Source organism: Planococcus chinensis (genome assembly GCF_042681545.1).
Taxonomy (GTDB): Bacteria; Bacillota; Bacilli; order Bacillales_A; family Planococcaceae; genus Planococcus; species Planococcus chinensis.
In genome coordinates this window covers 279,144-305,789 of record NZ_JBHUFW010000004.1, presented here as the reverse complement: position 1 = coordinate 305,789, position 26,646 = coordinate 279,144, and the positions used below count along the sequence as shown (strand labels likewise).

Below are 26,646 nucleotides of genomic sequence, written 5' to 3'. Positions count from 1 at the left end.
TCACTTCATTTAAGAAAGCTCTCTAGTACAAAAGAAAAAACCGGAAGCTCCGATGCTTCCGGTTTCCTCACTTCTTCATATTCAAAAAGTCACTCAAATTTATCACATTCGATTTCGCCCGTTTATTTTCTTCCTGGATCTCCAGGTAGACTTCCTGGCGGTGGATCGTGATGTGCTTCGGCGCGGAGATGCCAAGCTTAACGGTCTCGCCTTCGACCGAGGTCACGGTGATTTCGATGTTGTCGTCGATGATGATGGATTCGCCTTTTTTGCGCCCGAGTACTAGCATCGCCTACACCTGCCTTGTGTCAGCCGCGCCTTGGAACAAGGGCTGCTTAATATTGTAGGTTTTATTATCAAGCACGACTTGCATGCCGCGGCGCTTTTTATTGTTGATGACGATCGGCGCTTTCAGATTGGTTGTCGCGTCTTTCAAATCGCCGGCCGCGGTAATCGTCGTCAGGACGATGGCGTCCGTCGGATCTTCGAGCGCGAGACGTTCCACTTGCTGGTCGGCGAGCTTCACATCGTAATCGCCGAAGAACGTGAACGGGTCGACGAGGAAAAAGCTCACTTCCTCTTCTTCGACGGATTGCAGGAAGAAGAATGGTGTGGCCTCTGATGCATCCGCCGGAATCAGCGCGTACTCCTTGTACTCCTCGAATCCCGGAATGCCTCGTTCAAATGTCAAAATGCGGTCGTTCGCCACTTCTATTGGACCAAATTGGGTTGTCTGTATGTTCATGCCTGGCTCCTTTCCGCTTTGTGGTTTCGGTTGAATCAAACTTCAAAAATCGGGTTTCCTACCTATAAGCTTACCGTATTTTTCTCCAGCTTCAACAATTATCTGCAAATTGAGTTCTCAAATTCTCATATGGAAGAGCCAATATTTAACTCAAAGTAGTGATAAAATACCATATTTGTGCTAAAGTAAGAAAACAATAAACCTATCATTTTGAAAGTTATTGCTGATGAAGATTAATTCCTACTACCTTACGCATTAATTTATCATTCCGATTTCTTCTGATTTAGATATAGAAAGAGTTGTGCCTAATGGATTTTATTTTTGCTTCATATGAAATGCCGCTTGCCTCCCTTTCCATCCTGGTGGCGATTTTCTCCTCGTTTGTCGCATTGGACATCAGCAGCCGCCTGGAACGTGCCATGGGAAGCCTGAAACAGCGCTGGATCTTGTCCGGCGCCATTGTCATGGGCCTTGGCATCTGGGCGATGCACTTTATCGGGATGCTGGCATTCCGCATGCCGATGGACGTTTCCTACCATCTTCCGCTCGTACTGTTTTCGGTGCTTCCAGCAGTCGTTTCCTGCTGGCTCGCGTTCTCGATCATCAGCCGCCCCGCCATTTCGGCGAAACACCTGTTTTTCGGCGCCTTGATGATCGGCCTCGGGATCCTGTCGATGCATATTCTCGGCATGGAAGCGGTAATGATGCCTGCTACAGTCGCCCACGATGCCTTTCTTTGGACACTCGCAGCGGTCATCGCGTTCACGGCTTCCTATGTCGCCCTGTATCTTTTATTCCATCTGCGCAAAGTGCATGGCTTCCACTGGAGCAAGATCGCCTCTGCGATTGTCATGGGAATCGCGGTTTCCGGCATGCACTATACCGGGATGGCGGCGATGCTGTTTTCCCCGTCCGGCGAAGCGGCGCACGGCGGCGTCTTTGTCGCTGATGACAACATGCTTGCCTACCGAATCGGCGTCGGAATGCTTTTGATCCTCGGCATCGCGTATCAAAGCGTCCGGTCCGATAAGCGGATCACGGCGCAGACCGCTGCCTATGAACTGAAATTCCAGTCGGTCATCGAATCGGCGAACGACGCCATTATCGTGGCCAATCAGAACGGCACAATTATCCAATGGAACCGCGGGGCGGAATCGATTTTCGGCCATGCGAAGGACGAAGCGCTCGGACAGAACCTGCAGTTGATCGTCCCGGAGCAACACCGGGAAAAACACGCCGCAGGCATGGCCCGCTTCGCCCGCACCGGGGTGCCAAGCGTCATCGGAAAAACCTTGGAGCTCACCGGGCTCCATAAGGACAGCAGCGAGTTTCCGGTCGAGATGTCGCTCGGAACCTGGCGGACAGAACAAGGCGTATTCTACAGCAGCATCATCCGCGACATCACAGAACGCAAAGAAACCGAAGAGAAAATCAGCAGCCTCGCCTACCTCGATCCATTGACAGGCTTGCCGAACCGACGGCTGTTCAATGAACGGTTGGCAAGCGCACTGGAAAGTTCGGCTCGGACGGACGAAGCGTTTTCGCTGCTTTATATGGACCTCGACCATTTCAAGATGGTCAACGACACTTTCGGCCACAGCATCGGCGACGCGTTGCTGTCGGAAGTGACCGAGCGCTTGAAAAACCAGGCGATGGAAAACGATACGGTGTCCCGCCTCGGCGGCGACGAGTTCACGCTCCTGCTGCCAAAAAGCGACGCCCGAAAAGCGGCGGATTTCGCGCAGCGCGTCCTTGATTCATTCAATGAAGCGTTCCATTTCACCGGCGAAGAGCTGTTCGTGACGCCGTCGATCGGCATCAGCGTCTATCCGACAGACGGCCAAGACGCCGATACGCTCATCAAGCATGCGGACCTCGCCTTGTACCGCGTCAAAGAACAAGGCAAGAACAACTTCCAATTCTTCACGCCGGCGATGAACGAGGAATACTCGAGGCGCTCGAAAATTGCCATCGGCCTCCGCAAAGGGCTGGAGCGCGACGAGTTCACAGTCCATTACCAGCCGCAGATCGACATTCCAAGCGGCGCCATCATCGGCGCGGAAGCCCTGGTCCGCTGGACGCATCCGCCCATGGGGCCGATCTCACCAGCCGAGTTCATCCCGGTGGCGGAAGAGACCGGCGCCATCATCGCACTCGGCGAATTCGTCCTGCGCGAAGCCTGCCACCAGAACAAGGCGTGGCAGGACGCCGGGATGCCGCCGCTCCGCATGGCCATCAACATCTCGGCGCGCCAGTTCGCCCAGACCGACATCTGCGGCAGCGTCCGCAGTGCGCTCGCCGACTCGGGGCTTGACGCGAAATACCTGGAGCTCGAACTGACCGAGAGTATTATCCAAGGGACGAGCGATGCCGTCGCGACGATGCAGGAGCTGAAGGACATGGGCCTCCATTTATCGATCGACGATTTCGGCACCGGCTATTCGTCCCTCAGCTACTTGAAGCTGTTCCCGATCGACACATTGAAGATCGACCAGTACTTCACCCGCAATCTGCTCGTTGACACAAAGGATGCCGCGCTGGTCGATACGATTATCCGTCTCGCGCATAACCTGGAGCTGAAAGTGATTGCCGAAGGCGTCGAGACGGCGGAGCAGCTGGAATTTTTGAAAGCCCGACGCTGCGATTATGCCCAAGGCTATCTGTTCAACCGCCCGCTCTCGCCCGAAGAGTTCGGACGGATTTATTGTCCGCTCCAAGTCGGGGACGTGGTCTATTAATTCCATTTTAGGCGAATAAAAAAGGCGATCGCTTCGGCGATGGCCTTTTTGTTTTGATTCCATTTAAGGGGAACATCGATAGGAACGGCTGAAACGTCGATAGAAGGGGCCGAAACATCGATAGGACCCTTCCCTAACACCGATAGAAACCCTCACTAACGCCGGTAGAAAATCCCGAATTACCTCCGGACGGTGCCGCGCACAAGTTCCATATCACCTTCGATGCCTTTGAGCTGCGCTTCGAACGGCTCCAACCCGGTGTCATCAAGCAGCGACTTTAAGTTCGCCTGCTCCAGGTAGTTCCGCGGGAAGACGATGTCGCCGCCCCTTCCTTGCGACTCGATGCGCGCCGCGATGTTGACGGTGCGGCCGAAATAATCGAGGCGGTCGTTCGAGTTGACGGCGATCGCCGGGCCGCTGAAGAGGCCGATGCGGAGAACGAATGCTTCGCCCCGGGTTTTATTGAAATCCGCGAGCTCCCTTTGGATCTCGAGCGCCGCTTTCAAGCCGTCGCCCGGCACGTGGAACACCGCCATGACGGCGTCGCCGATCGTCTTCACGACGCTGCCGGAATTTTTCGCGATGCGCGCCGCCAGGAAATCGAAATGGCTGCGCACCTGGCCGTACGCGCTCGAATCGCCCGCCGTCTCATAGAGCGACGTCGAGCCGACGAGGTCGGTGAAGAGGATGGTCACGTGGCCGATGGCGATGTTTTGCCCCGGCGACAGCACTTCCGAAGAAAACAAGTCGCGGAACTCCTGCATTGCGGTCACTTTGGCGGCAGTGACGGCTTCGCTGCGCCAGGAAACCTCTTCGAGGACGACGAGGATATCCGCACTACTGCCGTTCTCCACACGGATCGGCGCAGAACCGGAAACCGAGGCGTGCGACCAGCCGGCGTCCGTGTAAGTGATGCTCGGCGCGCCCTCCGCTGAACCGACTTGCGCCGTATGGTTCGCCTGCAGCACGCGCAGGCGCAGGCCGTCAATCGGCGGAACCGCGAACTCGGCCGATTCGCCGCGGCGTACGATCTTTTGCGCTTTGACGTGCGGCGTGATCATCGGCGCCCCGACGCAATAGACTTCGGCGTAGGCTTTCCGGATCGACGGATGGACGGAGAAATGCAGTTCGACGGACTGGTCGAAGTTCACGTCGTAATTGACGCCGCACAGGTCGCAGTGGAACTCCGGCTGCAGTTCAGCTAGCGAGCTGTGTTCGGTTTTCGACACGCGGCAGTTCGGGCAGATCAGGTTCCAGCTGAGCGTCAGCATTCCCGCTTTTGCGGCGTACAGCATGCCGCGCAGCACGTCATCGGGATCCTGCTGCCATTCGCGCGCCACCGGGTACGGCTCGATCTGCGCGGCGTCATGTCCGCTTTTGTGGATCAGATGGCTGCGCAAGGCTAGGATGAATCCCTCGCTCACCGGGTATTTCCGGAGCTCGCCTTCAAGCCGGCCGATCTCCTGCAAGTTCACTTTATGGTCCGTCGTTTTCTGCGGCGCCTGGTGCGCTTCGGTTGCGCCGGCTGCGAGAAAATCGTCCATATAGGCGAGGGTCTTCTTGACCGACGGCGCGGCGATGAGGTCGATCGCAAGGATGCCAAGCGCATTGCGCGGCACGAACGTGCCCGATACGCGGATACGGGTTTTATTCGCCTCACGGGTGTCTAGAAATTCGATGCCCCACGTATAATGCTTGACGGGGCCTTCCGGGTAGAAGCGTTCGACGGTGTAGCTTTTGCCTTCCTCCCACTGGAACGGGTATTCCTGCCACAGGAGCGGCACGAGCCCGAGCGCTTTCGCCTGCGCTTCACGGTAGAAGATGCCGCCCTGTTCTTTTGCGATGTTGCGGAACGTCACGGGGAACAGGCCGATGTATTCGTTCAGCCGGTTGTTGTCCGCCAGTACCTGCCAAAGCGTTTCTTTCGGCAGCGCGTATTCCTTCTCGGCGCTATAGATTCTTGGTTTCAATGCCATTTAGGGTCACCTCGATGAAATCAAAATGGCCAGGGCCAAAATGATAATATGGAAAATCTGGTCGGCCATGATCAAGAGCCACGGCTGGGCGTTTGGCGGCACCATCTGTACACGCCGCACCCAGAACGCGACGAACGTCTTGCGGTCCAAGACGACATGGCTCAGGAAAATGAGCACGACCGCTGCCCACGACAGGCCGCCCGACGCGAAGCCGAACGCACTGACGACACTCGTATAGACGGCGACGTGCGTGAGGAGTGGCCCCCAGCGCTTCGCTTTATGCTGCGCCATCCAGCTCGTCTGCAGCAGGAAGTCGCCGATCAGGTGGCCGATCAATAAAACCTCGAATTGCGTCATAGCCGGTAGCCTCCGTTTCGTTCGCGGCACCGTTCGGGATCATATTCGCATTCTTCCAAAATGGCAACGAACGCTTCCACCAGGCGTTCATCGAAAAGCGTGCCTTTGCAGCGCACGAGTTCTGCGGCGCCGTCCCGAAGCGACAAGCCTTTGCTGTAGGAGCGCGCCGTCGTCATCGCATCGAACGCATCGGCGACCCCGACAACCTTCGCAAAGAGCGGGATGTCAGCGCCTGACAAGGCATCCGGATAGCCGGTGCCGTCGAGCCGCTCATGGTGCGAACGCGCCGTCTCAATGGCGTTCTTCATCGCCGGCTTCGGTTCCATATTCGAGAGAATCTCCGCACCGATGACCGTATGAAGCTTGATCTGTGCGTATTCTTCATTCGTCAGGCGGTCGGGCTTCCGGAGGATGTCGTCCGGGATGCCGATCTTGCCGATGTCGTGGAGCAGCGCCGCCTTGTAGAGCTCTTCCGCTTCTGCGCCCTCCATGCCGATGCGCTCGGCGATCCACAGCGAATACCTCGCCACCCGCTCCGAATGGCCCGCTGTATACGGGTCCCGTGCATCGAGGACTTTGGCGAGCGTGCGGATCATGCTGAGGAGCATGCGCGACACCTGGTCGAACATCTGGCTGTTGTGGAGCGCAAGCGCCGACTGGTTCGCGAGCATCAGCGCGAGCGACATGTCCTGTTCCGTAAACTGCCGGCCGTCTTTCTTGTTGACCAATTGCAGCGCGCCGAGCACCTGCCCTTTGACCGCGAGCGGCACCGTGATCATCGATTTCGTCGCAAAGCCGCTCGTGGCGTCAGCGCGGTTCGACCAATCCGGGTGCGCCGGCACGTCTTCGATCAATAGTTCCGCACCGCCTGCGATGACTTTCCCGACAATCCCTTCCCCCATCTCCAATTCGAGGTGGAGGATGTTGTGCGCCGATCCGCCGTATGCGGCAACGGCCCGGATCTTCTGCGCTTCGCCGTCCACCACCCACAGCGTCCCCGCTTCCGCATGGATGACGTGCACCATCTGCAGCAGGATGTCCTGGAACACATCGTGGATTTCGATATTCGAGTTCAATTGCTTGAACGCTTCAAGCAGGCTCATGAGCTCCTGCACTTTATGCTGCAATTCCTTTGTCTGTACCATGCGATCCCTCTTCCTCCATACGTGCGCCATGGCCGTAGGAGTCCGCAAGCCCGCGCTATCTGTCGTTATTGTAGCATGAATTTTTACCAAAAAAGATAAAATTCTTTCCTGTTTTTTCTAGAAAAAAAGTCCTTGGAATCTGCATCCCAAGGACCTTTTGCATTGCGTGCCTGGCCGTTATTTTTGCACCGTGCGGAATTCGCTGATTTTCTTGCGGCAGCTGTCGATGAGGTTTTTCGCCGAGTTGCGGAGCGCCGGATAGCGGATCTGCAATTGCTCGTGGTTTTCGATGTTCACCGGGGTCTTCAAAATGTCGTCAAAGCCTTCTGTCCAGCTGTGGAAAAATGACGTCACTTCCTGCATGCGCCCTTTTTCATTCTGCAGCTCGTCCTGCAGGAGGCGGATCTGCATCAGCGCGTTCTCCGCGATACGTTTGTCATCGCCGTCCAAGGTCTCGATCAATTGAACAAGTTCATGCGTTTCAAGGTTTGTAATAGGGGTCCGAATCGCTTCTTTCATTAACATAAAGGTCTCCTGTCTAATCGTAATCATTTCTCCTCACCTTTCCCAACACATGGTAGGCTATAAGTATGATATCGGCAGGTTTCGGCAATTTGTTAACGGCTTTTTTGAATAAAACCGGAAAGAATTTTTTATTTTTCTTGATACTGGAATTTTTTCTTCCACTATCAGGGAATAAGAGAGATAATAGTCCTAAATACAAAATCCACGAGGTGCCTATGCCATTTCTCTTCCTTGCATTCATGATCGTTTTAGCCGCTATCCTGAAGTCGCCTGTTGTCAAAGGCTGGTTCGGTGAACTCGGCGTCCGCCTGGCGCTCAAGCGGCTCGACAAAGAATCGTTCGAAGTGCTCCACAACATCACCTTGAAGACGCCGGACGCGACGACCCAGATCGACCACATCGTCCTCGGTCCGAACGGCATCTTCGTCATCGAGACCAAAAACTACAAAGGCTGGATCTTCGGCTCCGAGCACAGCGCGCAGTGGACGCAGACCATCTACCGCTCGAAGCACCGCTTCCACAACCCGGTACGCCAGAACTTCGGCCACATCAAGACGCTCCAAGCCCATCTGCCCGGCTATACCGAACCGATGGTGTCGATCGTCAACTTCACCGGCAATAGCGAACTGAAGAAAATCGACATTAAATCGGAGCACACCCACGTCGTCCACACCGGCGACCTGGTGCGCACCATCCGCAGCTACCGCGAACCGCTGCTGTCACGTTCGTTGGTCCTCGCCTACGCCGACCATCTTTCGAAGGCGAACATCACCGACCGCGAAGCGAAAAAACAGCACGTCACCACAATCAAAGACACCCAAGCACGCAAAAAAGCCCAGACCGCCGCCGGCATCTGCCCAAAATGCGGCGAGGCGCTCATTGCCCGGAATGGCAAGCATGGCTCTTTCACCGGCTGCTCCGCGTATCCGAAGTGCCGGTTCACTGCTTGAGGGGGCTGCATCCAGCGTTTTTGCTGGGTGCTTTTTTTGTGGTTTTGTGCAGGGTTCCACTTGGGGTGTGTGAAATTCTACTTTGGGTGGGCGACTTGCCACTAAACTTGTCCGAGTTGCCACTTAGCTTGTGTGAATTGCCACTTGGTACGAGCGAATTGCCACTAAACTCGCCTGAGTTACCACTTGGCTCTTGCCCTTTCGCTTTTCGCGCCAGCGAAAAGCATCATTCTTTGGGTTTTGGTGTGAGAAGTAGTTTCATCGAGTTCCCACTTGGCTTGCGTGAATTGCCACTTGGGACGAGCGAATTACCCCTAAACACGCCTGAGTTCCCACTTGGCTCCTGCCCTTTCGCTTTTCGCCCTAGCGAAAAGCATCATTCTTTGGGTTTTGGTGTGAGATCAGGCTCCTTGTGACATATTTTCAGATGTGAAAGAGCATACTTCATGGTCCTCTCGCCGAGTTCCAACCAACTCGGCCTGAGTTCCAACCAAATGGATCTGAATTCCAACCAACTCCCCTTGAATTCCAACCAACTCGCTCTGAATTCCAACCTACATCAAGAAAGACTCCACTTTAAGCAATAAAAAAACGCACCCGGAACACTCCCAGATGCGGCTTCACCAAAACAATGCCTTCAATAAAAATCATGATCCTTCTCGCTCACCAAGAGCCTTTCCAGAACCTGCTCACACGCATGCCCCTTCACTTCATTGAGCGCATACAGCACCGCGCCGAGCACCGGCGACAGCTGAGGCTGCTGATAATGATAGGTTTTATTCGTCTTGCCATTGTCGAGGTATTGGTGGATGAGATTTTGCGTGAACGGATTTCTCGCGACGCCGCCGACCAAGGAAAGCGGCACCGTTTCCGAAGAAAACACAGCCGACACCAGGCCGATGCCGGTTCCGAGCGTGTCGATCACTTTCTCACAGGCGTTGATGGCAATGGAGTTGCCGCTTTCTGCTTCGTCCGTGACGAGTGTCCCCATCTCGCTCAGCCGGTTGCGCGCCTCGATTCTGTCGCTGCAAAAACCGCTTGCCGCCAGAAGCCGGAGGCCGTCGACCGTTTGTACATCCCAAAACTGCAGGACTTTTTGGAGCAGCGCCGCATTTTCCGGCCCCGCATCGCGTGTAATCAAATCATAAATCACCGAATAGGACAAAAAACGCGCTGACGCTTCCTCCTCGTGGTGGAAATCGTAATTCCTGACGATGCGTCCGCTCTCCGTTTTCCCCACCACTATCGAACCCGTCCCCGAGACCGCCATGATGCCAGGACCACCCAGGAAGGCCCCGAACTGCGCAAGTTCCGCGTCATTGAAGACCTGCGCACTCCCCTGCAAGCCGCTGTCCGTGAGAAATTGCCGCGCCCACACCTGGTCTTCCGGTGCGTTCACGCCTGCGAATCCAGCTACCGTCGAACGGACCGCATCCACCTTGCTGCCTGCGTCTTCCAAAGCACCCAAGATGGCCGCCCGGACATTTTCTCCCGGCTCATGATTCTTTTTCGGATGAGCGCCTGCGGTTCTGGCAAATCCCAGTATATTTCCGTCCAAATCAGCTACTGCCGCACGTGTGAATGTGCCGCCTCCGTCAATTCCAACTATCACTTCTCGGCTCACAAAAGTCCCTCTTTTCAATAAAACCATATAACCCTTATAAACTAACTATACATTAACTCGTTTTTATTTCAAATTCTCCATACAAAAAGCTGCGTGCAAAAAATCTGCACACAGCCCATTCTTTATTCAGCCGACCGGCTGGACCTTCACTAAATTCATCGACCAATAGCCGAACGAATCCGCTGAACAAAGCGCTTGCTTGCTTTCGCGCTCGCCGTACGGCCCGAAAAATTCGCCGTAGACATAGTTTTTATTCGCCTTGCGGTCGTAATGCCAATACATCATCAGCGCTGCAGAGCCTTGCAGCGCATTGCGGCTTGCCACTTCTTCGTTTAAAAAAGCCATCCGTTCGACCGACTCAATGTGCTGGATGCCGATGACATTATGCGGCACATAATTCGCGTAGGTTTCCGAAAACAGCTTGTCGATCGTCTCCATATCCTTCGAGCGCACATTCTCCCGCTCCAGATGCAGCGCCAAGAACGCATACTCCTCCTCGCTCTGGTCGATGTCGAGCTTCCACCAAGCCAAATCCATCGGCCGGGAGCGCCCACGCGCCGCGTCGAACTTCGTGTCTTCAATAAAGGAATCAAACCCGAGCATTTCTCCGAGGTTGGCAAAATGGCTGATCTCGCGCTGGGTGATCATCGAGCGGTTATGGACCGTCGACAGATTGAAGCGGCGATAATTTCGGACATAGCCTTCGAAAAATTGCATGAGATTGAAGTGTTCTTTGTGTTCCACTTGATGTGCCTCTTTTCTTTGAACAAACGATTTTGGATCTTGCTAATAGAAGGTGATCCGCTGTATTAGATGAGCGACCACTCCACTTGTGTATATAGTCCTATATACAAAGATAACCTAAAATCCAGTTATTAACAATTATTTTTTTACAATTAGTGGATTTTTCTTCTAAGTAGCACATACACATTAGCTTCAAATATTGAATTCCAACCAACTTGGATTGAGTTCCAACCAACTCCCTTTGAATTCCAACCAACTTGCCACAAGTTCCAACCAACCACTCTTCCCGGGCCAGGTTTTTGTTTTATCCCTTTCGCTTTTCGCTCCAGCGAAAAGCATCATTCTCTGGTTTTCGATCAGGAAAGTCGAAAACTCAAAATACACTCCATACTAGAAACCTTCTCCCGGTTCTTCAGAACTTCACACACCTTTCCGAATTCCCACTTAGCTACTTCGAATTCCCACTTAACCCACGCGAGTTGCCACTAAATCACCTTGAGTTGCCACTAAACCACCCCGAATTCCCACTAACTCCAAAACCTCACCCCAAACAAAAAAACACCCCAAAGGATCTCTCCCTTAAAGTGCAAAAACTCCCTATTGGATCGGCACCGTATGCGACACCATCCAGGACGCATGCCGCCGGCTATAGAACGCCGTAATCTTATACCCGATCCCGGCCGGCGCCTGGACGCCGAAGCGGCCGGCCACGTTGTTGACTTTCGCGAAGTCGCAGGTGAGCTGGACCGGTTCGCCGCCGCTGTCTTCGACGAAGATTTCGAGCTCTTCGCCGAACTCGTGCGCGGGCGGTGCGGGCAGCTTGATGATGGCGCCGCCGCGCGCGTTCGCCGGCTGGTTGACGGAGATCCGGTGGGCGGCGCCGATTTCGATGGCGAAGCTGCCGGTGGTGGCAAGCACGTAATTGTACAGGCGGCCGTTGTGGAGGACGCTTGTGGTCGAGTAGTCAAATGGCAGGTTGCGGAGCGACGTGATCGAGTCGATGCCGCCTCCGGTGCCGTCCCGCGGTTGCGCAAGGAGCGGTTCGATGATGGAGAGGCCGGACGGGTAGTCGAGGATGATATTGGCGTAGCCGTTCGCTTCGAAATACGCGTGCTGGATCGTGTTCGAGTAGGACGGCGTCGTGCCGATTGTGCCGCTGCCGATGTGGATGCCGGCGATGCCGTTCGCATCGAAGTTGCCGCCCTGCACGTTATGGCCGTAAAGCCCGCGCTGCACAAGACCCGCTCCCGCGTTGCCGACAAAATGGCAATCGTAGATGCCGTAGACGTTATTGTCGCTGCCGCGGTCCAGCTGTAGGCCGCTGCCGATATGTATGCTGTACTCCGTACCGCTATCCAGCGCCCGGCGCAAATTTGGCGACACGGCGATGCTGTTGCCGTCGACGCGGTCGATGTGGTGGACCGAACCTGGTCCTGAGCCGATCTTCAGGAACGCACCGACGTGGACATTGCTTGCGCCGAGCTTAAGGCTCGAGAACGTCACTTTGCCGCCGGAACCTCTCGCGTCCGTCCCTTTCAGCACCTTGCCGTTCTGTTCGAATTTGCACGACTGGTCGAACACGCAAAGATTGTTATTGCCCTCGCCCGTGATCTGCAGCCCGTGGACCGCGCCCCAGGAAAATGACACGTTCGAAAACACTTTGTTCTTGATATCGGTCGCCAGCATGCACACTTTCGCATTCTGCTGGAAGCCGTTGCCGGGATCGGTCCCCATGAATTTCATGCCTTTGATGTGGCCGTTGCTGCCGCGCATGCGGACAATGTAATCCATTTTCTTCGACGGCGCGATGATCGTCGTCTGGTCGCTGTAGCCGACCCAAGAGACGATTTTCTGCGACTCCGCGCCGACTTCCGGCACTTCAAGCGGTTCGCTGACCCGGTACGTGCCGGGCGGGAAGAACAGCGTGCCGCCGCCGGTTTTATTGTATGCGAACGCGATCGCCTGCTGCAGCGCGCGCCAGTCGTCGGTTTTGCCGTCGCCTTTTGCGCCAAACGCCCGGACGTTGAACGTCTTGTCGGGGCGTTCGCTGAACGTCACTTCCTCCGCCATTTTCTTGAGCCTGGCCTGGCTCGCTTTGCTTTTTTTCGAACTGAACGCCATCGGTGCACCCCCTGTGTCTACTTTCTTTTATTCCACGAATGAACCCCGAAATCCTGCCTGATCGCAAAACGCTGGGGTCCGAACATCAAAAAGGCAACCCTTCCGTCGGATCCACCTTCCGCTCCTGGCGTGCGAGAAAGTCGCTGAAGCCGTCCCAGCCGCCGTCGTTATGCGTTGCAAACAGTTCCGCCATGAACTTGCCGAAAAAATCCGGACGCGCGTCGTGGTCCCAAATCGTATGGAAATTACGGCTATACGTCACGCGGTTGAAATTGCCGAAAATATGCGTCAGCGTTCCGACGAGCGTCCGCACCTCTGCGACCGACGGATTTTTCGGGAACCGGCTCTCACTGAACAGCGTGCCGTTCCGGTCGAGCAGCCGCACCGAAAACGCCCATTCATACTCCTCCAGCACCAGCACCAAATCTTGTCTTCCAACCATTTCCGCACCTCTTTTCATGATTCAGTCGAATAAAAACCCTCTTCTTTCGAAGAGGGTAACACGCCCTTTAGCGGATGTCCACAAGTTGGGATAGCACTGTGCCGTCTGCATTGACCTGTTTGATTTGGCCATGGCCATGGGCGTAATAATATTTATTTCCCTCTTCATCGGTCACTTCTGTGGCATCAGTGAATGTCTTGTATTTTGTTTCGACGGTTTGATTGAAGCCGGTGATGGTGCGGCCGACCTCTCTGAATGGATCAAAGTAAACTGCATAGAGAAATCCTGTGCCTACCTTTTGCCGATAAGGCAAATCGAAGAAGAGATCCTTGTATGGAGGTCCGGTAAAATATCCGGAATACGTTTCGGCTTCAACTATAGCGGCCGGCGCCGCATTAGCACTCCTTTCCATTACCCATACCCATTCCGGCGGTGCACCGTCCCGTATCGAATACTTCCGGTAACGATACGTGACCGCTTCGCCCGCGCCTTCCATCACGTACACTTTCGTCTTGTCGCGCAAGTAAGAATCCCCGATCGTCGCTTTGTTCCTGAACTCCGGTTCCATGCCGCGCGCCAGGAATGCCGAGAATTGGCTGCGTGTTATATTTTCAAGCGGATGGAATGAGTTGTTCGGATAGCCGATGGTGATATTGGCAGCAATCAGCGTCCCGACTGCTTTAAAGGATTTCATCCCTTCCGGCATGTCCCTGAAGCCTGAATTGATCGTAATGCTGAGGCCAAACACACGCTGCACAATCATCGCCACGTCGCCGCGGACGATCGGTACATCCGGTCTATAGGTGCCATCCGGATACCCCGACAACAATCCCGCTTCCGCTGCTTCGGCAATAAAGCCGCTTGCCGTATGGTCTTTCGGTACATCGCTGAACGGCGTTGCCTGTTTTGCGCCATCAAAGCCTTTCAGCCGGCCAATCATAATCGCCGCTTCTGCACGGGTCACTGCCTGATCGGGCTGTATGGTGCCGTTCGAATAGCCAGTCACAATCCCGTTGTCCATCAAATAGGTGATTTCTTCATAAAACTGATGCTCTTTCGGCAAATCCGGCGCTGCCGATACCGGCGCAACTACCAACATCAAACTCATCAAGACTGCCATGATCACGATCCACTTCTTTTTCATCCAATCACTCCCACTTCATAGTAAACGCTGTTTACTTAGGCCGGCGGCGATGGAAAATCTGATGGGAAATCATTTTCTGCAGTGTGCATCGGTGCTAGGAACTTCTCCGTTCTAATTCGTGTTCTTCCCTGCATAATCCTTTGTATAAATAAAACCCTCTTCGAAAGAAGAGGGTTCGTTTCCGATCAACGGACTTCCACTAGTTCATAGACTGCGCCGGAAGGCTGGACCGATTTGACTTTGCCATGGCCTTCCACATAATAATGCTTGGTGCCTTTTGCGTCGGTCACTTCTGTTGCGTTCGTGAACGTCTTGTATTTTGTGGCGACGGTTTTATTGACGCCGGTGATTGTGCGCATTTCTTTATCGTATAAACCAAGGTATTTATAGACAAATTCCTTGCCCGCTTTGACCGGATAAGCCAAGTCGGTATACGACTCGGAATACGGGAAGCCGACGGTATAGCCATCATAGCTTTCGCTTTCGACATTTGCAGTAACGTTGCTGTTCACATTGTTCTCCAATACCCACATGAACTCTTTTGGCAGGGTCGGGTCGATCGTATGCATTTTGTATGTGTGAGTGACTCGCTCTCCACCTGACTCCAGCACATACACTTTCGTTTTGTCGCGCAGGTAGCTGTTCGGGATGGTTGCATCGTTCTTGAATTTCGGCTCCATGCCGCGCGCCAGGAATGCCGAGAATTGGCCGCGCGTCACTTTCAGGTTCGGCCGGAATGTCTTGTCCGGATAGCCGATCGTGATATTCCCGAGAAGCATCGTCTGGACTGCATCATAGGCTTTCATATTGCTCGAGACGTCCTTGAACTCCCATTGCCCGGTGAGGCCGAGGTCGAACACACGCTTGATGATCATCGCCATGTCGCCGCGGATGATCGGCGCGTCCGGTTTATAGGTGTCCCCAGGATAGCCTGACAGCAAGCCCGCTTTCACCGCTTCCGCAATATAGCCGCTTGCCGGATGGCTTTTCGGCACATCGCTGAATTTCGTTTCCTGCGGTGCGCTGCTGAAGCCTTTCAGGCGGGCGATCATGATCGCCGCTTCCGCGCGCGTCACTACTCGGTCCGGCTGGACGGTGCCGTTCGAATAACCGGTTACAATCTCTTTGTCCATCAAATACGTGATTTCTTCATAAAAGCGGTGGTCCTTTGGTAGATCCGACGCCGCAAATACCGACGGCACCATTAACACCATGGAAAGCAATAAAACCATTGCCGTGATCAACTTCTTTTTCATATGTCCACTCCCTGTCCTGTTTTTATTTCACATCCACCAGTTCATGCAGTACGTTTCCTTCGCGGTCGATCGTCTTGACATTGCCGTAGCCTTCGACCATGTAATAAGTTGTTCTTCCATCACCAACAACAACCGCATTAGTGAAGGTCTTGTAAGGGGTTCCGACGGTTTCATTGATGCCTGAAATGATATACATATCCAAATGATCCCCGGCCGGATTATAGAATACCTGCCCTTTGACCGCCGGGTAGTCAAGCACAACGAAGCCTTCGGAATACGGCAAGCCGCTGCCAAGTTCGCTGTAGTTTTCGAACATCAGGTACGGCGTGGTCTTGCCGGCGACTTCCTCTGTCCACATGAATCCGTAGCGCAAGCCGTTTTTGTCCGGCACATCGATGTACCGGTCGGTTTTGAGGCCTTGTGGCGAATTGTACGTATACGTCTTCGTCATGTCGCGCAGGTATGAATGCGGGATCTTGGCGTCGTTCTTGAATTTCGGCTCCAAGCCGCGCGCAAGGAATGCTGCGAACGAGCCGCGCGTCACTTTCGCAGCAGGGCGGAACGTGTGATCCGCGTATCCGATTGTGATGTGCGCCGCCAAAATGCGCTCGATGGCGCCGTGCGCTTTCATGCCTGGCGTAACGTCACGGAAATCTTCAGGCAAGCGGAATTCCAAACGGAACATGCGGTCGAGGATGATCGCCATGTCGCCGCGGACAATCGGCGCGTCCGGGTTGTAAGTGCCGTTCGGATAGCCCGACAGCAAGCCCGCTGCCGCCGCTTCGGCGATATAGCCGCTCGCAATATGCCCTTTCGGCACGTCGCTGAATGGCGTCGCCTTCTGCTCGCCATCGAACCCTTTCAAGCGGCCGATCATGATCGCCGCTTCCGCGCGCGTCACCGGTTTGTCCGGCTGGACCGTCCCGTTCGAGTAGCCGGTGATGACGCCTTTGTCGAGCAAGTACGTCATTTCCTCATAGAATCTGTGGTCCTCCGGCAAATCTGCCGCGGCAAAAACCGACGGAGCGAATAAAACCAGCGACATCAGTACTGCAAAGATAGTGGTCAATTTTTGTTTCAATGGACATCCTCCTTCATAAATAAGCTTCCACTTAATTCTAACAATAAGAATACAGGATTGATAGAAAATAATGGAATTAATAACAGGTATTTGGAATAAAATAAAAAGCCCCTCTTTCAAAAAAGAGGGGGGTGAAGCCGTCAGTGGATATCCGCAAGTTCAAAAATGACGGCACCGTTCGGGTCGAGCGTCTTGATCGGGCCGTGCCCTCTGGCGTAGTAATACTTCATGCCATTCCCGCCCGTCACTTCCGTCGCGTTGGTGAATGTTTTGTACGGGGTGGCGACGGTTTTATTGACTGCCGTGATCGTCCGCCGCTCCGGCTCTCCGCCTTCATTGGCTACGAGGAAGGTTTTGCCTTGGACCACCGGGTACGCCAGGTTATCGTACGTCTCAGAGTACGGGAAGCCAAGCTTGTAAGATGTGAAGCTCTCCCGCTCGACGATCGCCGAATCCAGGCTGCCCGCTTTCGATGAAACGACCCACATGAATTCCGGTGCCATGCCCTCATTCAGCGAATGCTTTTTGTAGACGTAGGTCAGCGTATCGCCGCTTCCGGTCATGACATAGGTTTTCGTCTTATCCCGAAGGTAGGAATCGGGGATCCTTGCGTCGTTCTGGAACTTCGGCTCTAAGCCGCGCGCGAGGAATGCCGAGAATTGGCCGCGCGTCACATTGTCGAGCGGCCGGAACGTGCCATCCGGATAGCCGATTGTGATGCTCGCCGCGAGGAGGTTCTCAATCGGCCAGTACGCTTTCATGTTGTGGGACACGTCGGTGAATTCCTCGTCCATCCGCATGCCGAGGTTGAACACACGCTGCAAAATGATCGCCATGTCGCCGCGGATGATCGGTGCGTCCGGCTGATAGGTCCCGTTCGGATAGCCCGACAGCAAGCCCGCTTCCACCGATTCAGCGATATAGCCGCTCGCAATATGCCCGCTCGGCACATCGCTGAACGGCGTCGCAACTTGCTCACCGCTGAAGCCTTTCAGCCGGCCGATCATGATGGCCGCTTCGGCGCGCGTCACCACTCGGTCCGGCTGGACAGTGCCGTTCGAGTAGCCTGTAACAATTCCCTTGTCCATCAAATAGGTGATTTCGTCATAGAACCGGTGATCTTCCGAAAGATCCGGTGCAGCGAGGGCAGAAGGCGCCAACAACATCAGCGAAAGCAATAAAACCAGTGCGGCAAAAAGCTTTCTTTTCATGTCACCACTCCTTTTTTCTGATTTTTCTATCTTATTTTCATGTTATCAAAAAATTACCAAATATACTAGGTGTTTTTCAGATCGGCGGGAGCCGGGAAGAAATATGCTCAGCTAATGTTAAAATACGCACGACGAAGGTTAAAATACGCTCAGCAAAAGTTAAAATACGCACGACGAAGGTTAAAATACGATTCTGTGCCATCTCTCCACTAAAAAAGAGCCCTCACTCCGGAAGGCCCCTCCATCATTTCACTGAAATCAATTCAAAGACCACTTTCCCCGCTGCGTTGACCGTCTTCACCGTCGACTGTCCCGGCACCATGTAATAGCGCGTGCCGTCATACGTCGTCACTTCCGTCGCGTTGGTGAAGGTCTTGTAGCGGGTGGCGACCGTTTTATTGACAGCGGTGATGGTGTTGACTTGGCTTTCGTCGCCGTTGAACGTATCAAACTTCTTGCCGGCAACGACCGGGTAAGGGAGCGCAATGTCGTATTCCGAATACGGCCAGCCGAATGCAATAAAGCGGTAGTTCTCAAGTTCCGCATACTCACCGGTTTCACCGCCGTACTCCACGGTCCACATAAAGCCGTACGCGAGATTTCCACGGTCCGGCACATCAACAAAGCGGTGCACCGCCGACGCGCCGTCAGCCATGCGGTACGTATAGGTCTTCGTCTTGTCTTTCATGTAAGAACCGGGGATCGCCGCATCGTTCTTGAACTTCGGCTCAAGTCCGCGCGCGATGAACGCCGCAAACTGGCCGCGCGTCACTCGGGCTTTCGGCCGGAACGTATTGTCGGGATAGCCAGCGGTGATGTTCGCTGCAATGATGAGATTAACCGAATCATACGCCATCATGTTCGGCGACACGTCCTTGAAGCCGTTCTGGAAACCGAGGCCAAGGTTGAAGACGCGCGCGAGCACAATTGCCATGTCGCCGCGGATGATCGGCGCATCCGGCTTGTACGTTCCGTCGGTATAGCCGGTCAGGTAGCCCGCCTTCACCGCTTCAGCAATAAAACCGCTCGCAAAATGAGTCTTCGGCACGTCGCTGAAACGCGTCGCCTGCTGGGTGCCGCTCAAGCCCTTCAAGCGGGCAATCATAATGGCCGCTTCGGCACGGGTAACCGGCCGGTCAGGTTTGACGCTGCCGTCCGCCTCCCCTTCGATGACGCCTTTGTCGATCAGGTAATTCATTTCCTCATAAAACGTATGGCTCGCCGGCAGATCCGGCGGCGCCGCTTGGACTGGGACCAGAAGAAACAGCGACAGCAAGATGGCAATGGGCGCAAACAGTTTTTTCATGGCTCTACCCCTTTTCTCGTTCGTTTTTTCTTGTACTTTCAGTTTAACAATAAAAACTTGATAAAAATATAAAAATATTAGAAGAATCAGATTATATTAGCTTCTTTTATTTCAACTCCGCTTTAGGATTATGTACAATGAAGGAAGGGTATTTACTAAGGCACACGAAATTTCAGGAAAAAGGAGAAATGCGAAATGGATCATATTACATTGAACAATGGCCTTCAGATGCCGCAGCTGGGATTCGGGGTTTGGCAAGTGCCGGACGACGAAGCGACGGATGCGGTGCTTAAAGCGATCAAGTCGGGCTACCGGTCGATCGATACAGCGATGATCTACCAAAATGAAAAAGGCGTCGGGAAAGCGATCAAGGAAGCGGGCGTTCCGCGTGAAGAGCTTTTCATCACGACGAAAGTGTGGAACAGCGACCAGGGTTATGACGCTACACTTCGTGCTTATGAAGAAAGCCTCGAGCGCCTCGGCCTCGATTATGTCGATTTGTATCTGATTCACTGGCCGACACCGGAATTCGACCAATTCGTCGATACATACAAGGCGATGGAAAAACTGTATAACGATGGCCGCGTCAAAGCGATCGGCGTCTGCAACTTCGAGATTGAGCATCTTCAGCGCCTGCTCGATGAATGCGACGTGGTCCCGGTGCTCAACCAGATCGAATGCCACCCGTATTTGGCACAGAACGAACTGAAGGAATTCTGCGCGAAGCACGACATTTTCGTGGAAGCTTGGAGCCCGCTTGATCAGGGCGGCGAAGTGCTTTCGGACGACACGGTGAAACGGATCGCCGAAGCGCACGGCAAATCGCCGGCACAAGTCGTATTGCGCTGGCACCTCCAGAACAACACAATCGTCATCCCGAAATCCGTTACGCCATCGCGCATCGAAGAGAATTTCCAAGTCTTCGATTTCGAGCTTTCGACAGATGAAATGGATGCGATCAACGAGTTGAACAAAGACCGCCGCAAAGGGTCTCACCCGAACGAAATGCACGTGCGGTAAAATTGGACAGGCTGCCGGGAGATTTTCCCGGCAGCCTGTTTTCATTTCAGGGGTTAGGGGTTCTATGAGCGGTTTCCGCAGTTCTATGATCACTTTTCGCGGCACTATGAGCGCTTTTCCGAGTTCTATGAGCGCTCAACCGGTTTCTATGATCATTCAGCCCATCCCCCTCTCCTTTTCTCCACTCCCCCAACCCGATTCATTCCAATAAAAGCCCTTTTAAAAGACGGCTCCCCTTTTTTCTGGCAAACTGAAGAGACCAACACAGAAGGAGCTCCTGCCATGAAACCGATCCTGCGGCCGCTCAGCACACTCTTGATGGGCGGCACTTACCTGATCTCCATCTTTTTTCCGTTCCTTTACGCTGAGGCCTTTATCAGCTTTTTTGCGCTGATTGCGCTGCTATCGTTTTTTCCATACTTGAAGACGGTGCCGAAAGTGCTGATCCTCGCCCTTACCGTCGGCGCACTGGCGATGGATTTGAGCGCACAAGGCCTGCACGCGTTCTTCATCGGCCTGCAGACGAATGCCAATGTCCTTGCCATCTTCATTTTCGTTCCGCTCCTTGCTATTCCGATACGCCAAGGCAATTACCTGACGTACATAGAAGTCATTTTTTCGTATTACATCAAGCGAACGGACGGGCTGTATTTATTCTCCACTTTGACCGCCGGCAGCATCGGCGGCGTCATGAACATCGGCTCGATCCCGATCCTCTACCAGCTGACCGATACGCCGTCGTTTGAGCCGTACACGATGCTGCGCGTCAAGGCGATGATCCGCGGCTTCGTCCTGGCGTTCCTGTGGTCACCTTATTTCATCTCGGTCGGCCTGGTACTGGCGTATTTCGATGTTACGTGGCTGCAGCTGTTTCCGGTCGGCATCGTGCTGACATTCCTCATCATGGGAAGCGGCTATCTGCTCGAACGCAGATCTGCTAAGCCGATTCCAAGGGATGCGCCGCTGCCGGACGCGTTGGAATTGCACCGCGCAAAGCAGAAGGTTGCAGAACTCGCCGGGGTCATCGGCCTGATCACGGCGATTATCATGATCAGCGAGAAAGTGACCGGCCTGTCCGTCCTGACAGTCATTCCGCTTGTCGCCATCGTCATGTCGTTCCTCTGGTCGCTGTTCTTCTCGACACGCCAACAGCTCATTCGCAATTACCGGGCGTTCTTCGATGCGCGCGTTCCCGGCATGGGCAATGAGCTGTCGCTGTTCATCATCGCCGGCGCATTCGGCACGGCGCTCCTGAACAACGGCGCCGACGAATGGATCGTTACCTTGCTCAATGCGCTGAACATTACGAACGTCTTGCTGTTGATTCCGTTGATGCTCGCGCTCATGGTCATCCCGGCGCTGCTCGGGCTCCATCCGGTCATCACGGCGACGATACTCGCCATCACGCTGAGCGATGCACCGCTGTTTGCCGATGACCATTTCTATTTGAGCCTCGGGCTGCTTTCGAGCTGGATGGCGACAACCCTCGTCTCGCCGTTTTCCGGCTTGAACCTGCTGCTTGCCGCGCTCAGCCGCCGGAGCCCGTTTGAGATTAGTCTGAAGTACAACGCCGGTTTCGCCGCGATGCTTTGGGTGATGTGCTACGCGGCGATTGTGCTGCTGTACCTCTTCAGTCAATAAAAACAGCCGTCCTGGATTTTTTTCCAGAACGGCTGTTTTAGCTTTTTTCATCAATCCTGCTCAGAAGGCTTGGAGATTTCCTCGATCGCTTCCCCTGCGTGCTGATCGGACGGGTCTTTCACCGCAATATCGCCGAGCGAAACGATGCCGACCACTTGATCCCCATCGACGATCGGCAGCCGGCGTATCTGGTTAGCGGCCATCAATTCCGCAGCCTCCTCCACGTCCATATCAGGCGAACCGGTGACCGGGTTCTTCGATAGGATCTGCCCGACCGGTGCATCGAACGGCACTTGCGCCGCGACGCCCCGCGTCACAATATCCCGGTCAGTGATGATGCCCGCCAATTTCCCGTTGTCGGTGACCGGAATCGACCCGACGTCAAGATTCACCATTTGCACTGCCACTTCCTGGATCGGTGTTTCCGTTGTGCATGTTTCCACTTGGGCTGTCATAATGTCCGTCACTTTCATGATTGATGATGCCTCCTTTTATTTTTCATTCAGCTGCATGTTTGGGCTTGCGTGAAATCTACATCGTAATCGGCTTCTGCACCGGTTTTTTGTCCAACCCGAACATGTCCGTCATCGGACAGTAATTCGTTACGCCTTCAGCGACTTTTTGTGCCCCCATGAATGCCAAAAACATCTGGCCGCCGATCGGCTCCTCCTTCGCCATCTTGGCGATCGACCATGCGAGCAGCGTCAGTCCGCCGGAAATGCGCATCATCGAGTTGATGGTACCGATATTCTTCTTCATCGTCCTCGCCTCCTTTTTCCAAATCATTACCTATACAGTTCCCGTTCCGGGACGGGCTAAACCGCTCCGGAGCATTCGATGGTCGCTTCAAATTGATGGAATAAAATCTCTCTTTTTAGGATGTTGGTTCTACTCATTTTTGTGGCTGGCATGCGATGAGCGTTCGACCGTTCGTTATGAGCGTTGAACCATCTGCGATGAGCGTTCAGCCGAATGTTATGAGCGTTCAGCCACTCGTGATGAGCGTTCACCCAACCTGCCCGGCCAAATAAAAACAGTCCTCAAAAAATAGAGGGCTGCTGTCATGATAGGTTTTATTCAAATACAGGCGCTTTGCGCTTTTTCGAGGTCTGCTCATAGGCGTAAGCGAGTTCGATCAGTCGCGGTTCGCTCCAGGCGAGGCCGCTGAACGTCACGCCGACCGGCATGCCGGTCCCTGTGTAGCCGCCCGGAACGGTGATCGACGGATAGCCCGCTTTTGCCGGCATGGCGGCACCGCGGTTGTTCTGGAATAGGAGCGCGTCCAAGTCATGCTCCGCCATCGCCGCATCGATGCCTTTTTCTGCCGAAATCTTCAGATCGGTCGCGCGGTGCAGCAGATACGTCGTATCCGCCGGATCCTCGCTCATCATCTGGGTTTTTTCGAGTTCGGCCTGGCCGAATTTCATCCGGACTTCCGGGTCCTCTTTGTTGAACGCGATCAGTTCCTCAAGCGACTTCACCGGAACGTCATCCGACAAGCCTTTCAAGTAGGCATTGATGCCGCGCTTGAACTCGTACCATAATACGTCCGAATGGAATTCCTCGACCGGAATCGTCATTTCGACGATGACTGCACCGAGCGCTTCCAGGTCCGCCATCGCCTGGTCCATGATCGCCCGTTCGTCCGGTTCGGCGTCATTCAAGAACGTCACATCGACGCCGATGCGTGCGCCTTTCAGGCCGTCCGCTTTCAGATGCGGCGTGTAATCGGTCAAAAATTTGCCTTCACTTTTCTGTGTCGCCAAATCCCGTTCGTCTACGCCCGTCAACGCGCCAAGCGTGATCGCCGCATCCGCGACGGTGCGCGCCATCGGCCCCGGCGTGTCCTGGCTTTCCGCGAGCGGAATGATGCCGGCGCGGCTGATCAGGCCGACCGTCGGTTTGATGCCGACAATCGATGTGGAGCTTGCCGGGCTCAAAATCGAACCCGACGTTTCCGTTCCGATGCCGACCACAGCGAAGTTCGATGCAATCGCAGCACCGGTACCGGAACTCGAGCCGCCGACGCTGCCTGCCTCAAAGCGGTCGACTCCGTACGGATTATGCACCTGTCCGCCAAGCCCGCTGTAGCCGCTCGGGCCGTCCTTCGACATGAAATACGCCCATTCGCTCATGTTCACTTTGCCGAGGATGATTGCGCCTGCCTGGCGCAGCCGCGCGGCGATGAACGAATCATCCCGCGCGAAATTGTCCTTCAGCGCAATCGCCCCAGCCGTCGTCGGCATGTCGTCGGTCGTTTCGATATTGTCTTTCAATAGGACCGGGATGCCGTAAAGATCCCCTTGCCCGTCCTGCCCGCGCATGCTATCCAGTTCTCCCGCAATCTTCAGCGCATCCGGATTGAGCGACAGCACCGAATTGATTTTCGGCCCGTTCTTATCGTACGTTTCGATGCGGTCCAAAAACGCTTGAACAAGTTCAACTGATGTCAATTCGCCTGTTCCGAAAGCCTGCTGGATATCGTGGATGGTTGTTTCCTCTATTTCGAAAGTTGTTTTGTCCATGGGATTCTCGCCTCTTCTTTCCAAAGGATTTCGAGCAGATGCGCATTGTGTGCTCCGCTATACTTTCAATTATATGAATTTATTTCGGTAATAGAAACAAAATGTTTATGATAATTTTGAATACTACAGGATTATTCCTTTTTCCGGGGTGGGCTAAACACGTTTCATTCATCACAAATAAAAAAGCGCCTTTCTCTTTTCCGTTTTCACGGAGAGCGGAAGGCGCGTGGACGAAGATCTTAACAGCTAAGAGATTTCACAAAGGCCGCGATTGGATCACCGGCCAAAAAAGATAAAGGTATGCCGCCATGACAACGATTGAAAAAACAGCTGTCCAGAGAACGTTCTCCAGAATATGTACTTTTCATAGTAAGGCGTTGAGCAGAAGCAGCAGATTGGGCGACGCTCCGATAGCAGCAACAATCAGGAGGCTGATGAAAACTTCATTTCTCGGCTCCTGCCCCGTCCCTCCCCCTATGCCCATCACACTGACAAAATACATGAATACATGGAAGAGGATCAAAGCAATATTGAAAATTAAATACTGTAAAAAAGTCCTCAAATCTTCCTCCTTTTCTCCTCTAACAACGCTTGACTAATTTTTTTTACTAGGAGATAAATCTATTCAAGTTAAAAATTCTACAAAATTCTGGAAATCCCTTTAGCTGAACTCCATTTTTTCTATCAACAAATAAAAATAGCCCGCTCCGATGGAAAAGCTCCATCAGACCGGGCTATCAACATTTATTTTCCTTCTTCCAAATCCTCGAACTCCCGTGCAATCCGCTCTAATGCTTCCTGGATCAGCGGGCGCGGCGACGGCAGGCAGATGCGTTGGAACATCTCGCCTTCCTCGCCGAACATCTTGCCGTCTTCGAGGACGACGTTCGCCTTGTTGTAGATGCGGTCGTGGATCTCATCGGCGGAAATGCCGTAGCCGCTGAAATCGAGCCACATGATGTAGGTGCCTTCCGGGATATAGGCTTTCACTTTCGGCATGTGCTCAGCCAGAAACTCGATCGTAAAGTCCATGGTGCCGTCGATGTATTCCTTCAGCTGCTCGAGCCATTCGTCGCCGTCGTTGTAGACAGAGATCAACGCCGATACGGTGAACGGCGACGGCAGCTGCATGCCCATCTCGGTCGCAAATGTAGTGCGCAGCTCTTCATCCGTAATAACAGCGTTCGTACAATGAAGCCCAGCCAAGTTGAAGGTTTTATTGATCGCTGTAAATGTGATGATGTTGCTTGCGTCTTCAACCGCTTTTGCCATCGGTACGAATTCCTGCCCGATGCGCACCAAGTCGCCGTGGATTTCGTCTGCAACAATCAAGACATTATGGCGGCGGCAGATATCCGCGAGCTTCTTCAGCTCATCCGGCGTAAACACACGGCCGCTCGGGTTGTGCGGATGGCACAGGATGAACATCGTCGTGTGCTCATCTTTCGCCTTTTCCTCGAAATCCTCGAAGTCGATCGTGTAATAGTTGTTCTCGCCCAAAACGAGCGCATTGTTGACGACTTTCCGGTCGTTGCCTTCGATCGCGCCGGTGAACGGCGGGTAGACCGGCCGCTGGATGATGATGCCGTCGCCAGGCTTCGTGAACGCCTTCACCGCGACGTTCAACGCATGCACCGTCCCGGGGCTGTAGACGATCTCTTCTTTTTTGACCTTCCATCCGTGGCGCTTGTCGAGCCAATGGATGATTGAATCGAAATATTCGTCGGGGAACACCGAATAGCCGAAAATGCGGTGGTCGACCGTTTTATGTAGCGCCTCGATCAGCGGCTGCGGAACCGGCAGATCCATATCGGCCGTAAACAGCGGGATCGTATCCTCGTCAAACCGGTCGGTGATGCCGAACTCCTTGATCAGCTCGCCGCCGTCCCACTTCAGTGAATACGTGCCTTTCCGGTTAACCGCTTCATCAAAATTGTATTTCATTGTCCATCATCCTTTCCTGATTCATATGGATATCGTAACGCATCTATTCCCTGCATACCCGGTTTCCTGCTCAGGCCCACATCAGTTTCCAATAAATTCACGGGTACACCGGACCCTTTTTGGAATAAAACCACTCACACTATTTTCTTTG

General features: G+C 53.9%; 24 protein-coding genes. 4 read left to right on the top strand and 20 right to left on the bottom strand.

Going from position 1 to position 26,646, the window contains the following annotated elements; genetic code table 11:
• Window positions 1–67: 67 nt before the first annotated feature.
• On the bottom strand, window positions 68–289 hold the full coding sequence (gene csrA / locus ACFSDB_RS03840; protein WP_204890904.1) for a carbon storage regulator CsrA: 222 nt from the start codon (window positions 287–289) through the stop codon (window positions 68–70).
• 3 nt (window positions 290–292) lie between these two features.
• Window positions 293–745: a flagellar assembly protein FliW gene (gene fliW, locus ACFSDB_RS03835; protein ID WP_204890905.1), complete on the bottom strand. Its 453-nt coding sequence runs from the start codon at window positions 743–745 to the stop codon at window positions 293–295.
• 308 nt (window positions 746–1,053) lie between these two features.
• Between fliW and ACFSDB_RS03830 the strand changes: the two genes are divergently transcribed.
• Entirely contained in the window at window positions 1,054–3,483 is a 2,430-nt protein-coding gene (locus ACFSDB_RS03830; RefSeq protein WP_204890906.1) for an EAL domain-containing protein, read from the top strand.
• Window positions 3,484–3,662: 179 nt separating this feature from the next.
• Here the strand turns inward: ACFSDB_RS03830 and ACFSDB_RS03825 are convergent, their stop codons facing one another.
• The 4 genes from ACFSDB_RS03825 to ACFSDB_RS03810 form a co-directional block, all read right to left on the bottom strand.
• A complete protein-coding gene (locus ACFSDB_RS03825) occupies window positions 3,663–5,459 on the bottom strand; it encodes an adenylate/guanylate cyclase domain-containing protein (protein WP_204890907.1) in 1,797 nt (598 codons plus the stop codon).
• Between the two features lie 6 nt (window positions 5,460–5,465).
• Window positions 5,466–5,816 (bottom strand): DUF3307 domain-containing protein, encoded by a 351-nt coding sequence (locus tag ACFSDB_RS03820; protein WP_204890908.1) that lies wholly within the window; start codon window positions 5,814–5,816, stop codon window positions 5,466–5,468.
• Window positions 5,813–6,961 (bottom strand): HD domain-containing phosphohydrolase, encoded by a 1,149-nt coding sequence (locus tag ACFSDB_RS03815; protein WP_204890909.1) that lies wholly within the window; start codon window positions 6,959–6,961, stop codon window positions 5,813–5,815. The genes ACFSDB_RS03820 and ACFSDB_RS03815 overlap by 4 nt, the downstream gene beginning before the upstream one ends.
• A gap of 177 nt (window positions 6,962–7,138) precedes the next feature.
• A complete protein-coding gene (locus ACFSDB_RS03810; protein WP_204890910.1) occupies window positions 7,139–7,480 on the bottom strand; it encodes a hypothetical protein in 342 nt (113 codons plus the stop codon).
• 221 nt (window positions 7,481–7,701) lie between these two features.
• On the opposite strand from ACFSDB_RS03810, the gene ACFSDB_RS03805 reads away from it, so the two are divergent.
• Window positions 7,702–8,436, top strand: coding sequence for an NERD domain-containing protein (locus tag ACFSDB_RS03805; protein ID WP_204890911.1), 735 nt, complete (start codon window positions 7,702–7,704; stop codon window positions 8,434–8,436).
• 637 nt (window positions 8,437–9,073) lie between these two features.
• Here ACFSDB_RS03805 and ACFSDB_RS03800 read toward each other — a convergent pair.
• The 9 genes from ACFSDB_RS03800 to ACFSDB_RS03760 all read right to left on the bottom strand — a co-directional run bounded on the left by ACFSDB_RS03800 (window position 9,074) and on the right by ACFSDB_RS03760 (window position 19,365).
• Window positions 9,074–10,060 (bottom strand): BadF/BadG/BcrA/BcrD ATPase family protein, encoded by a 987-nt coding sequence (locus ACFSDB_RS03800; protein WP_204890912.1) that lies wholly within the window; start codon window positions 10,058–10,060, stop codon window positions 9,074–9,076.
• Between the two features lie 126 nt (window positions 10,061–10,186).
• On the bottom strand, window positions 10,187–10,804 hold the full coding sequence (locus ACFSDB_RS03795; protein WP_204890913.1) for a hypothetical protein: 618 nt from the start codon (window positions 10,802–10,804) through the stop codon (window positions 10,187–10,189).
• A gap of 597 nt (window positions 10,805–11,401) precedes the next feature.
• Window positions 11,402–12,925 carry a glycosyl hydrolase family 28-related protein gene (locus tag ACFSDB_RS03790; protein ID WP_204890914.1) on the bottom strand — a complete coding sequence of 508 codons (1,524 nt, stop codon included), beginning with the start codon at window positions 12,923–12,925 and terminating at the stop codon, window positions 11,402–11,404.
• Between the two features lie 85 nt (window positions 12,926–13,010).
• Window positions 13,011–13,367, bottom strand: a complete 357-nt coding sequence (locus ACFSDB_RS03785) for a hypothetical protein (protein WP_204890915.1) — start codon at window positions 13,365–13,367, stop codon at window positions 13,011–13,013.
• Window positions 13,368–13,434: 67 nt separating this feature from the next.
• Window positions 13,435–14,511, bottom strand: coding sequence for an S-layer homology domain-containing protein (locus ACFSDB_RS03780; protein ID WP_204890916.1), 1,077 nt, complete (start codon window positions 14,509–14,511; stop codon window positions 13,435–13,437).
• Between the two features lie 185 nt (window positions 14,512–14,696).
• A complete protein-coding gene (locus ACFSDB_RS03775) occupies window positions 14,697–15,767 on the bottom strand; it encodes an S-layer homology domain-containing protein (RefSeq protein ID WP_204890917.1) in 1,071 nt (356 codons plus the stop codon).
• 22 nt (window positions 15,768–15,789) lie between these two features.
• On the bottom strand, window positions 15,790–16,848 hold the full coding sequence (locus tag ACFSDB_RS03770; RefSeq protein WP_377339175.1) for an S-layer homology domain-containing protein: 1,059 nt from the start codon (window positions 16,846–16,848) through the stop codon (window positions 15,790–15,792).
• Between the two features lie 140 nt (window positions 16,849–16,988).
• Window positions 16,989–18,059, bottom strand: coding sequence for an S-layer homology domain-containing protein (locus tag ACFSDB_RS03765; protein ID WP_204890918.1), 1,071 nt, complete (start codon window positions 18,057–18,059; stop codon window positions 16,989–16,991).
• A gap of 244 nt (window positions 18,060–18,303) precedes the next feature.
• Complete coding sequence (locus ACFSDB_RS03760) at window positions 18,304–19,365, bottom strand: S-layer homology domain-containing protein (protein ID WP_204890919.1); 1,062 nt, start codon at window positions 19,363–19,365, stop codon at window positions 18,304–18,306.
• A 195-nt stretch (window positions 19,366–19,560) separates the two neighbouring features.
• Between ACFSDB_RS03760 and ACFSDB_RS03755 the strand changes: the two genes are divergently transcribed.
• Together ACFSDB_RS03755 and ACFSDB_RS03750 are read left to right on the top strand one after the other, a co-directional pair.
• Window positions 19,561–20,385 carry an aldo/keto reductase gene (locus ACFSDB_RS03755; RefSeq protein WP_204890920.1) on the top strand — a complete coding sequence of 275 codons (825 nt, stop codon included), beginning with the start codon at window positions 19,561–19,563 and terminating at the stop codon, window positions 20,383–20,385.
• Between the two features lie 282 nt (window positions 20,386–20,667).
• Window positions 20,668–22,026, top strand: a complete 1,359-nt coding sequence (locus tag ACFSDB_RS03750; protein WP_204890921.1) for a hypothetical protein — start codon at window positions 20,668–20,670, stop codon at window positions 22,024–22,026.
• Window positions 22,027–22,076: 50 nt separating this feature from the next.
• Here ACFSDB_RS03750 and ACFSDB_RS03745 read toward each other — a convergent pair whose 3' ends face one another.
• The 5 genes from ACFSDB_RS03745 to ACFSDB_RS03725 all read right to left on the bottom strand — a co-directional run bounded on the left by ACFSDB_RS03745 (window position 22,077) and on the right by ACFSDB_RS03725 (window position 26,495).
• Complete coding sequence (locus ACFSDB_RS03745) at window positions 22,077–22,499, bottom strand: CBS domain-containing protein (RefSeq protein WP_204890922.1); 423 nt, start codon at window positions 22,497–22,499, stop codon at window positions 22,077–22,079.
• 58 nt (window positions 22,500–22,557) lie between these two features.
• A complete protein-coding gene (locus ACFSDB_RS03740; RefSeq protein ID WP_204890923.1) occupies window positions 22,558–22,785 on the bottom strand; it encodes a YgaP family membrane protein in 228 nt (75 codons plus the stop codon).
• Window positions 22,786–23,099: 314 nt separating this feature from the next.
• Window positions 23,100–24,551 carry an amidase family protein gene (locus ACFSDB_RS03735; protein WP_204890924.1) on the bottom strand — a complete coding sequence of 484 codons (1,452 nt, stop codon included), beginning with the start codon at window positions 24,549–24,551 and terminating at the stop codon, window positions 23,100–23,102.
• 364 nt (window positions 24,552–24,915) lie between these two features.
• Window positions 24,916–25,113 (bottom strand): hypothetical protein, encoded by a 198-nt coding sequence (locus ACFSDB_RS03730; RefSeq protein WP_204890925.1) that lies wholly within the window; start codon window positions 25,111–25,113, stop codon window positions 24,916–24,918.
• A gap of 182 nt (window positions 25,114–25,295) precedes the next feature.
• Window positions 25,296–26,495: a MalY/PatB family protein gene (locus ACFSDB_RS03725; RefSeq protein WP_204890926.1), complete on the bottom strand. Its 1,200-nt coding sequence runs from the start codon at window positions 26,493–26,495 to the stop codon at window positions 25,296–25,298.
• Window positions 26,496–26,646 lie beyond the last annotated feature (151 nt).

Coding starts and splice junctions, on each gene's coding strand:
- ACFSDB_RS03815 (WP_204890909.1), bottom strand. CDS start 6,961: ATGGTACAGACAAAGGAATTGCAGCATAAAGTGCAGGAGCTCATGAGC.
- ACFSDB_RS03765 (WP_204890918.1), bottom strand. CDS start 18,059: ATGAAAAGAAAGCTTTTTGCCGCACTGGTTTTATTGCTTTCGCTGATG.
- ACFSDB_RS03760 (WP_204890919.1), bottom strand. CDS start 19,365: ATGAAAAAACTGTTTGCGCCCATTGCCATCTTGCTGTCGCTGTTTCTT.
- ACFSDB_RS03785 (WP_204890915.1), bottom strand. CDS start 13,367: ATGGTTGGAAGACAAGATTTGGTGCTGGTGCTGGAGGAGTATGAATGG.
- ACFSDB_RS03735 (WP_204890924.1), bottom strand. CDS start 24,551: ATGGACAAAACAACTTTCGAAATAGAGGAAACAACCATCCACGATATC.
- ACFSDB_RS03805 (WP_204890911.1), top strand. CDS start 7,702: ATGCCATTTCTCTTCCTTGCATTCATGATCGTTTTAGCCGCTATCCTG.
- ACFSDB_RS03825 (WP_204890907.1), bottom strand. CDS start 5,459: ATGGCATTGAAACCAAGAATCTATAGCGCCGAGAAGGAATACGCGCTG.
- ACFSDB_RS03755 (WP_204890920.1), top strand. CDS start 19,561: ATGGATCATATTACATTGAACAATGGCCTTCAGATGCCGCAGCTGGGA.
- csrA (WP_204890904.1), bottom strand. CDS start 289: ATGCTAGTACTCGGGCGCAAAAAAGGCGAATCCATCATCATCGACGAC.
- ACFSDB_RS03790 (WP_204890914.1), bottom strand. CDS start 12,925: ATGGCGTTCAGTTCGAAAAAAAGCAAAGCGAGCCAGGCCAGGCTCAAG.
- ACFSDB_RS03745 (WP_204890922.1), bottom strand. CDS start 22,499: ATGAAAGTGACGGACATTATGACAGCCCAAGTGGAAACATGCACAACG.
- ACFSDB_RS03780 (WP_204890916.1), bottom strand. CDS start 14,511: ATGAAAAAGAAGTGGATCGTGATCATGGCAGTCTTGATGAGTTTGATG.
- ACFSDB_RS03750 (WP_204890921.1), top strand. CDS start 20,668: ATGAAACCGATCCTGCGGCCGCTCAGCACACTCTTGATGGGCGGCACT.
- ACFSDB_RS03820 (WP_204890908.1), bottom strand. CDS start 5,816: ATGACGCAATTCGAGGTTTTATTGATCGGCCACCTGATCGGCGACTTC.
- ACFSDB_RS03725 (WP_204890926.1), bottom strand. CDS start 26,495: ATGAAATACAATTTTGATGAAGCGGTTAACCGGAAAGGCACGTATTCA.
- fliW (WP_204890905.1), bottom strand. CDS start 745: ATGAACATACAGACAACCCAATTTGGTCCAATAGAAGTGGCGAACGAC.
- ACFSDB_RS03740 (WP_204890923.1), bottom strand. CDS start 22,785: ATGAAGAAGAATATCGGTACCATCAACTCGATGATGCGCATTTCCGGC.
- ACFSDB_RS03810 (WP_204890910.1), bottom strand. CDS start 7,480: ATGAAAGAAGCGATTCGGACCCCTATTACAAACCTTGAAACGCATGAA.
- ACFSDB_RS03775 (WP_204890917.1), bottom strand. CDS start 15,767: ATGAAAAAGAAGTTGATCACGGCAATGGTTTTATTGCTTTCCATGGTG.
- ACFSDB_RS03830 (WP_204890906.1), top strand. CDS start 1,054: ATGGATTTTATTTTTGCTTCATATGAAATGCCGCTTGCCTCCCTTTCC.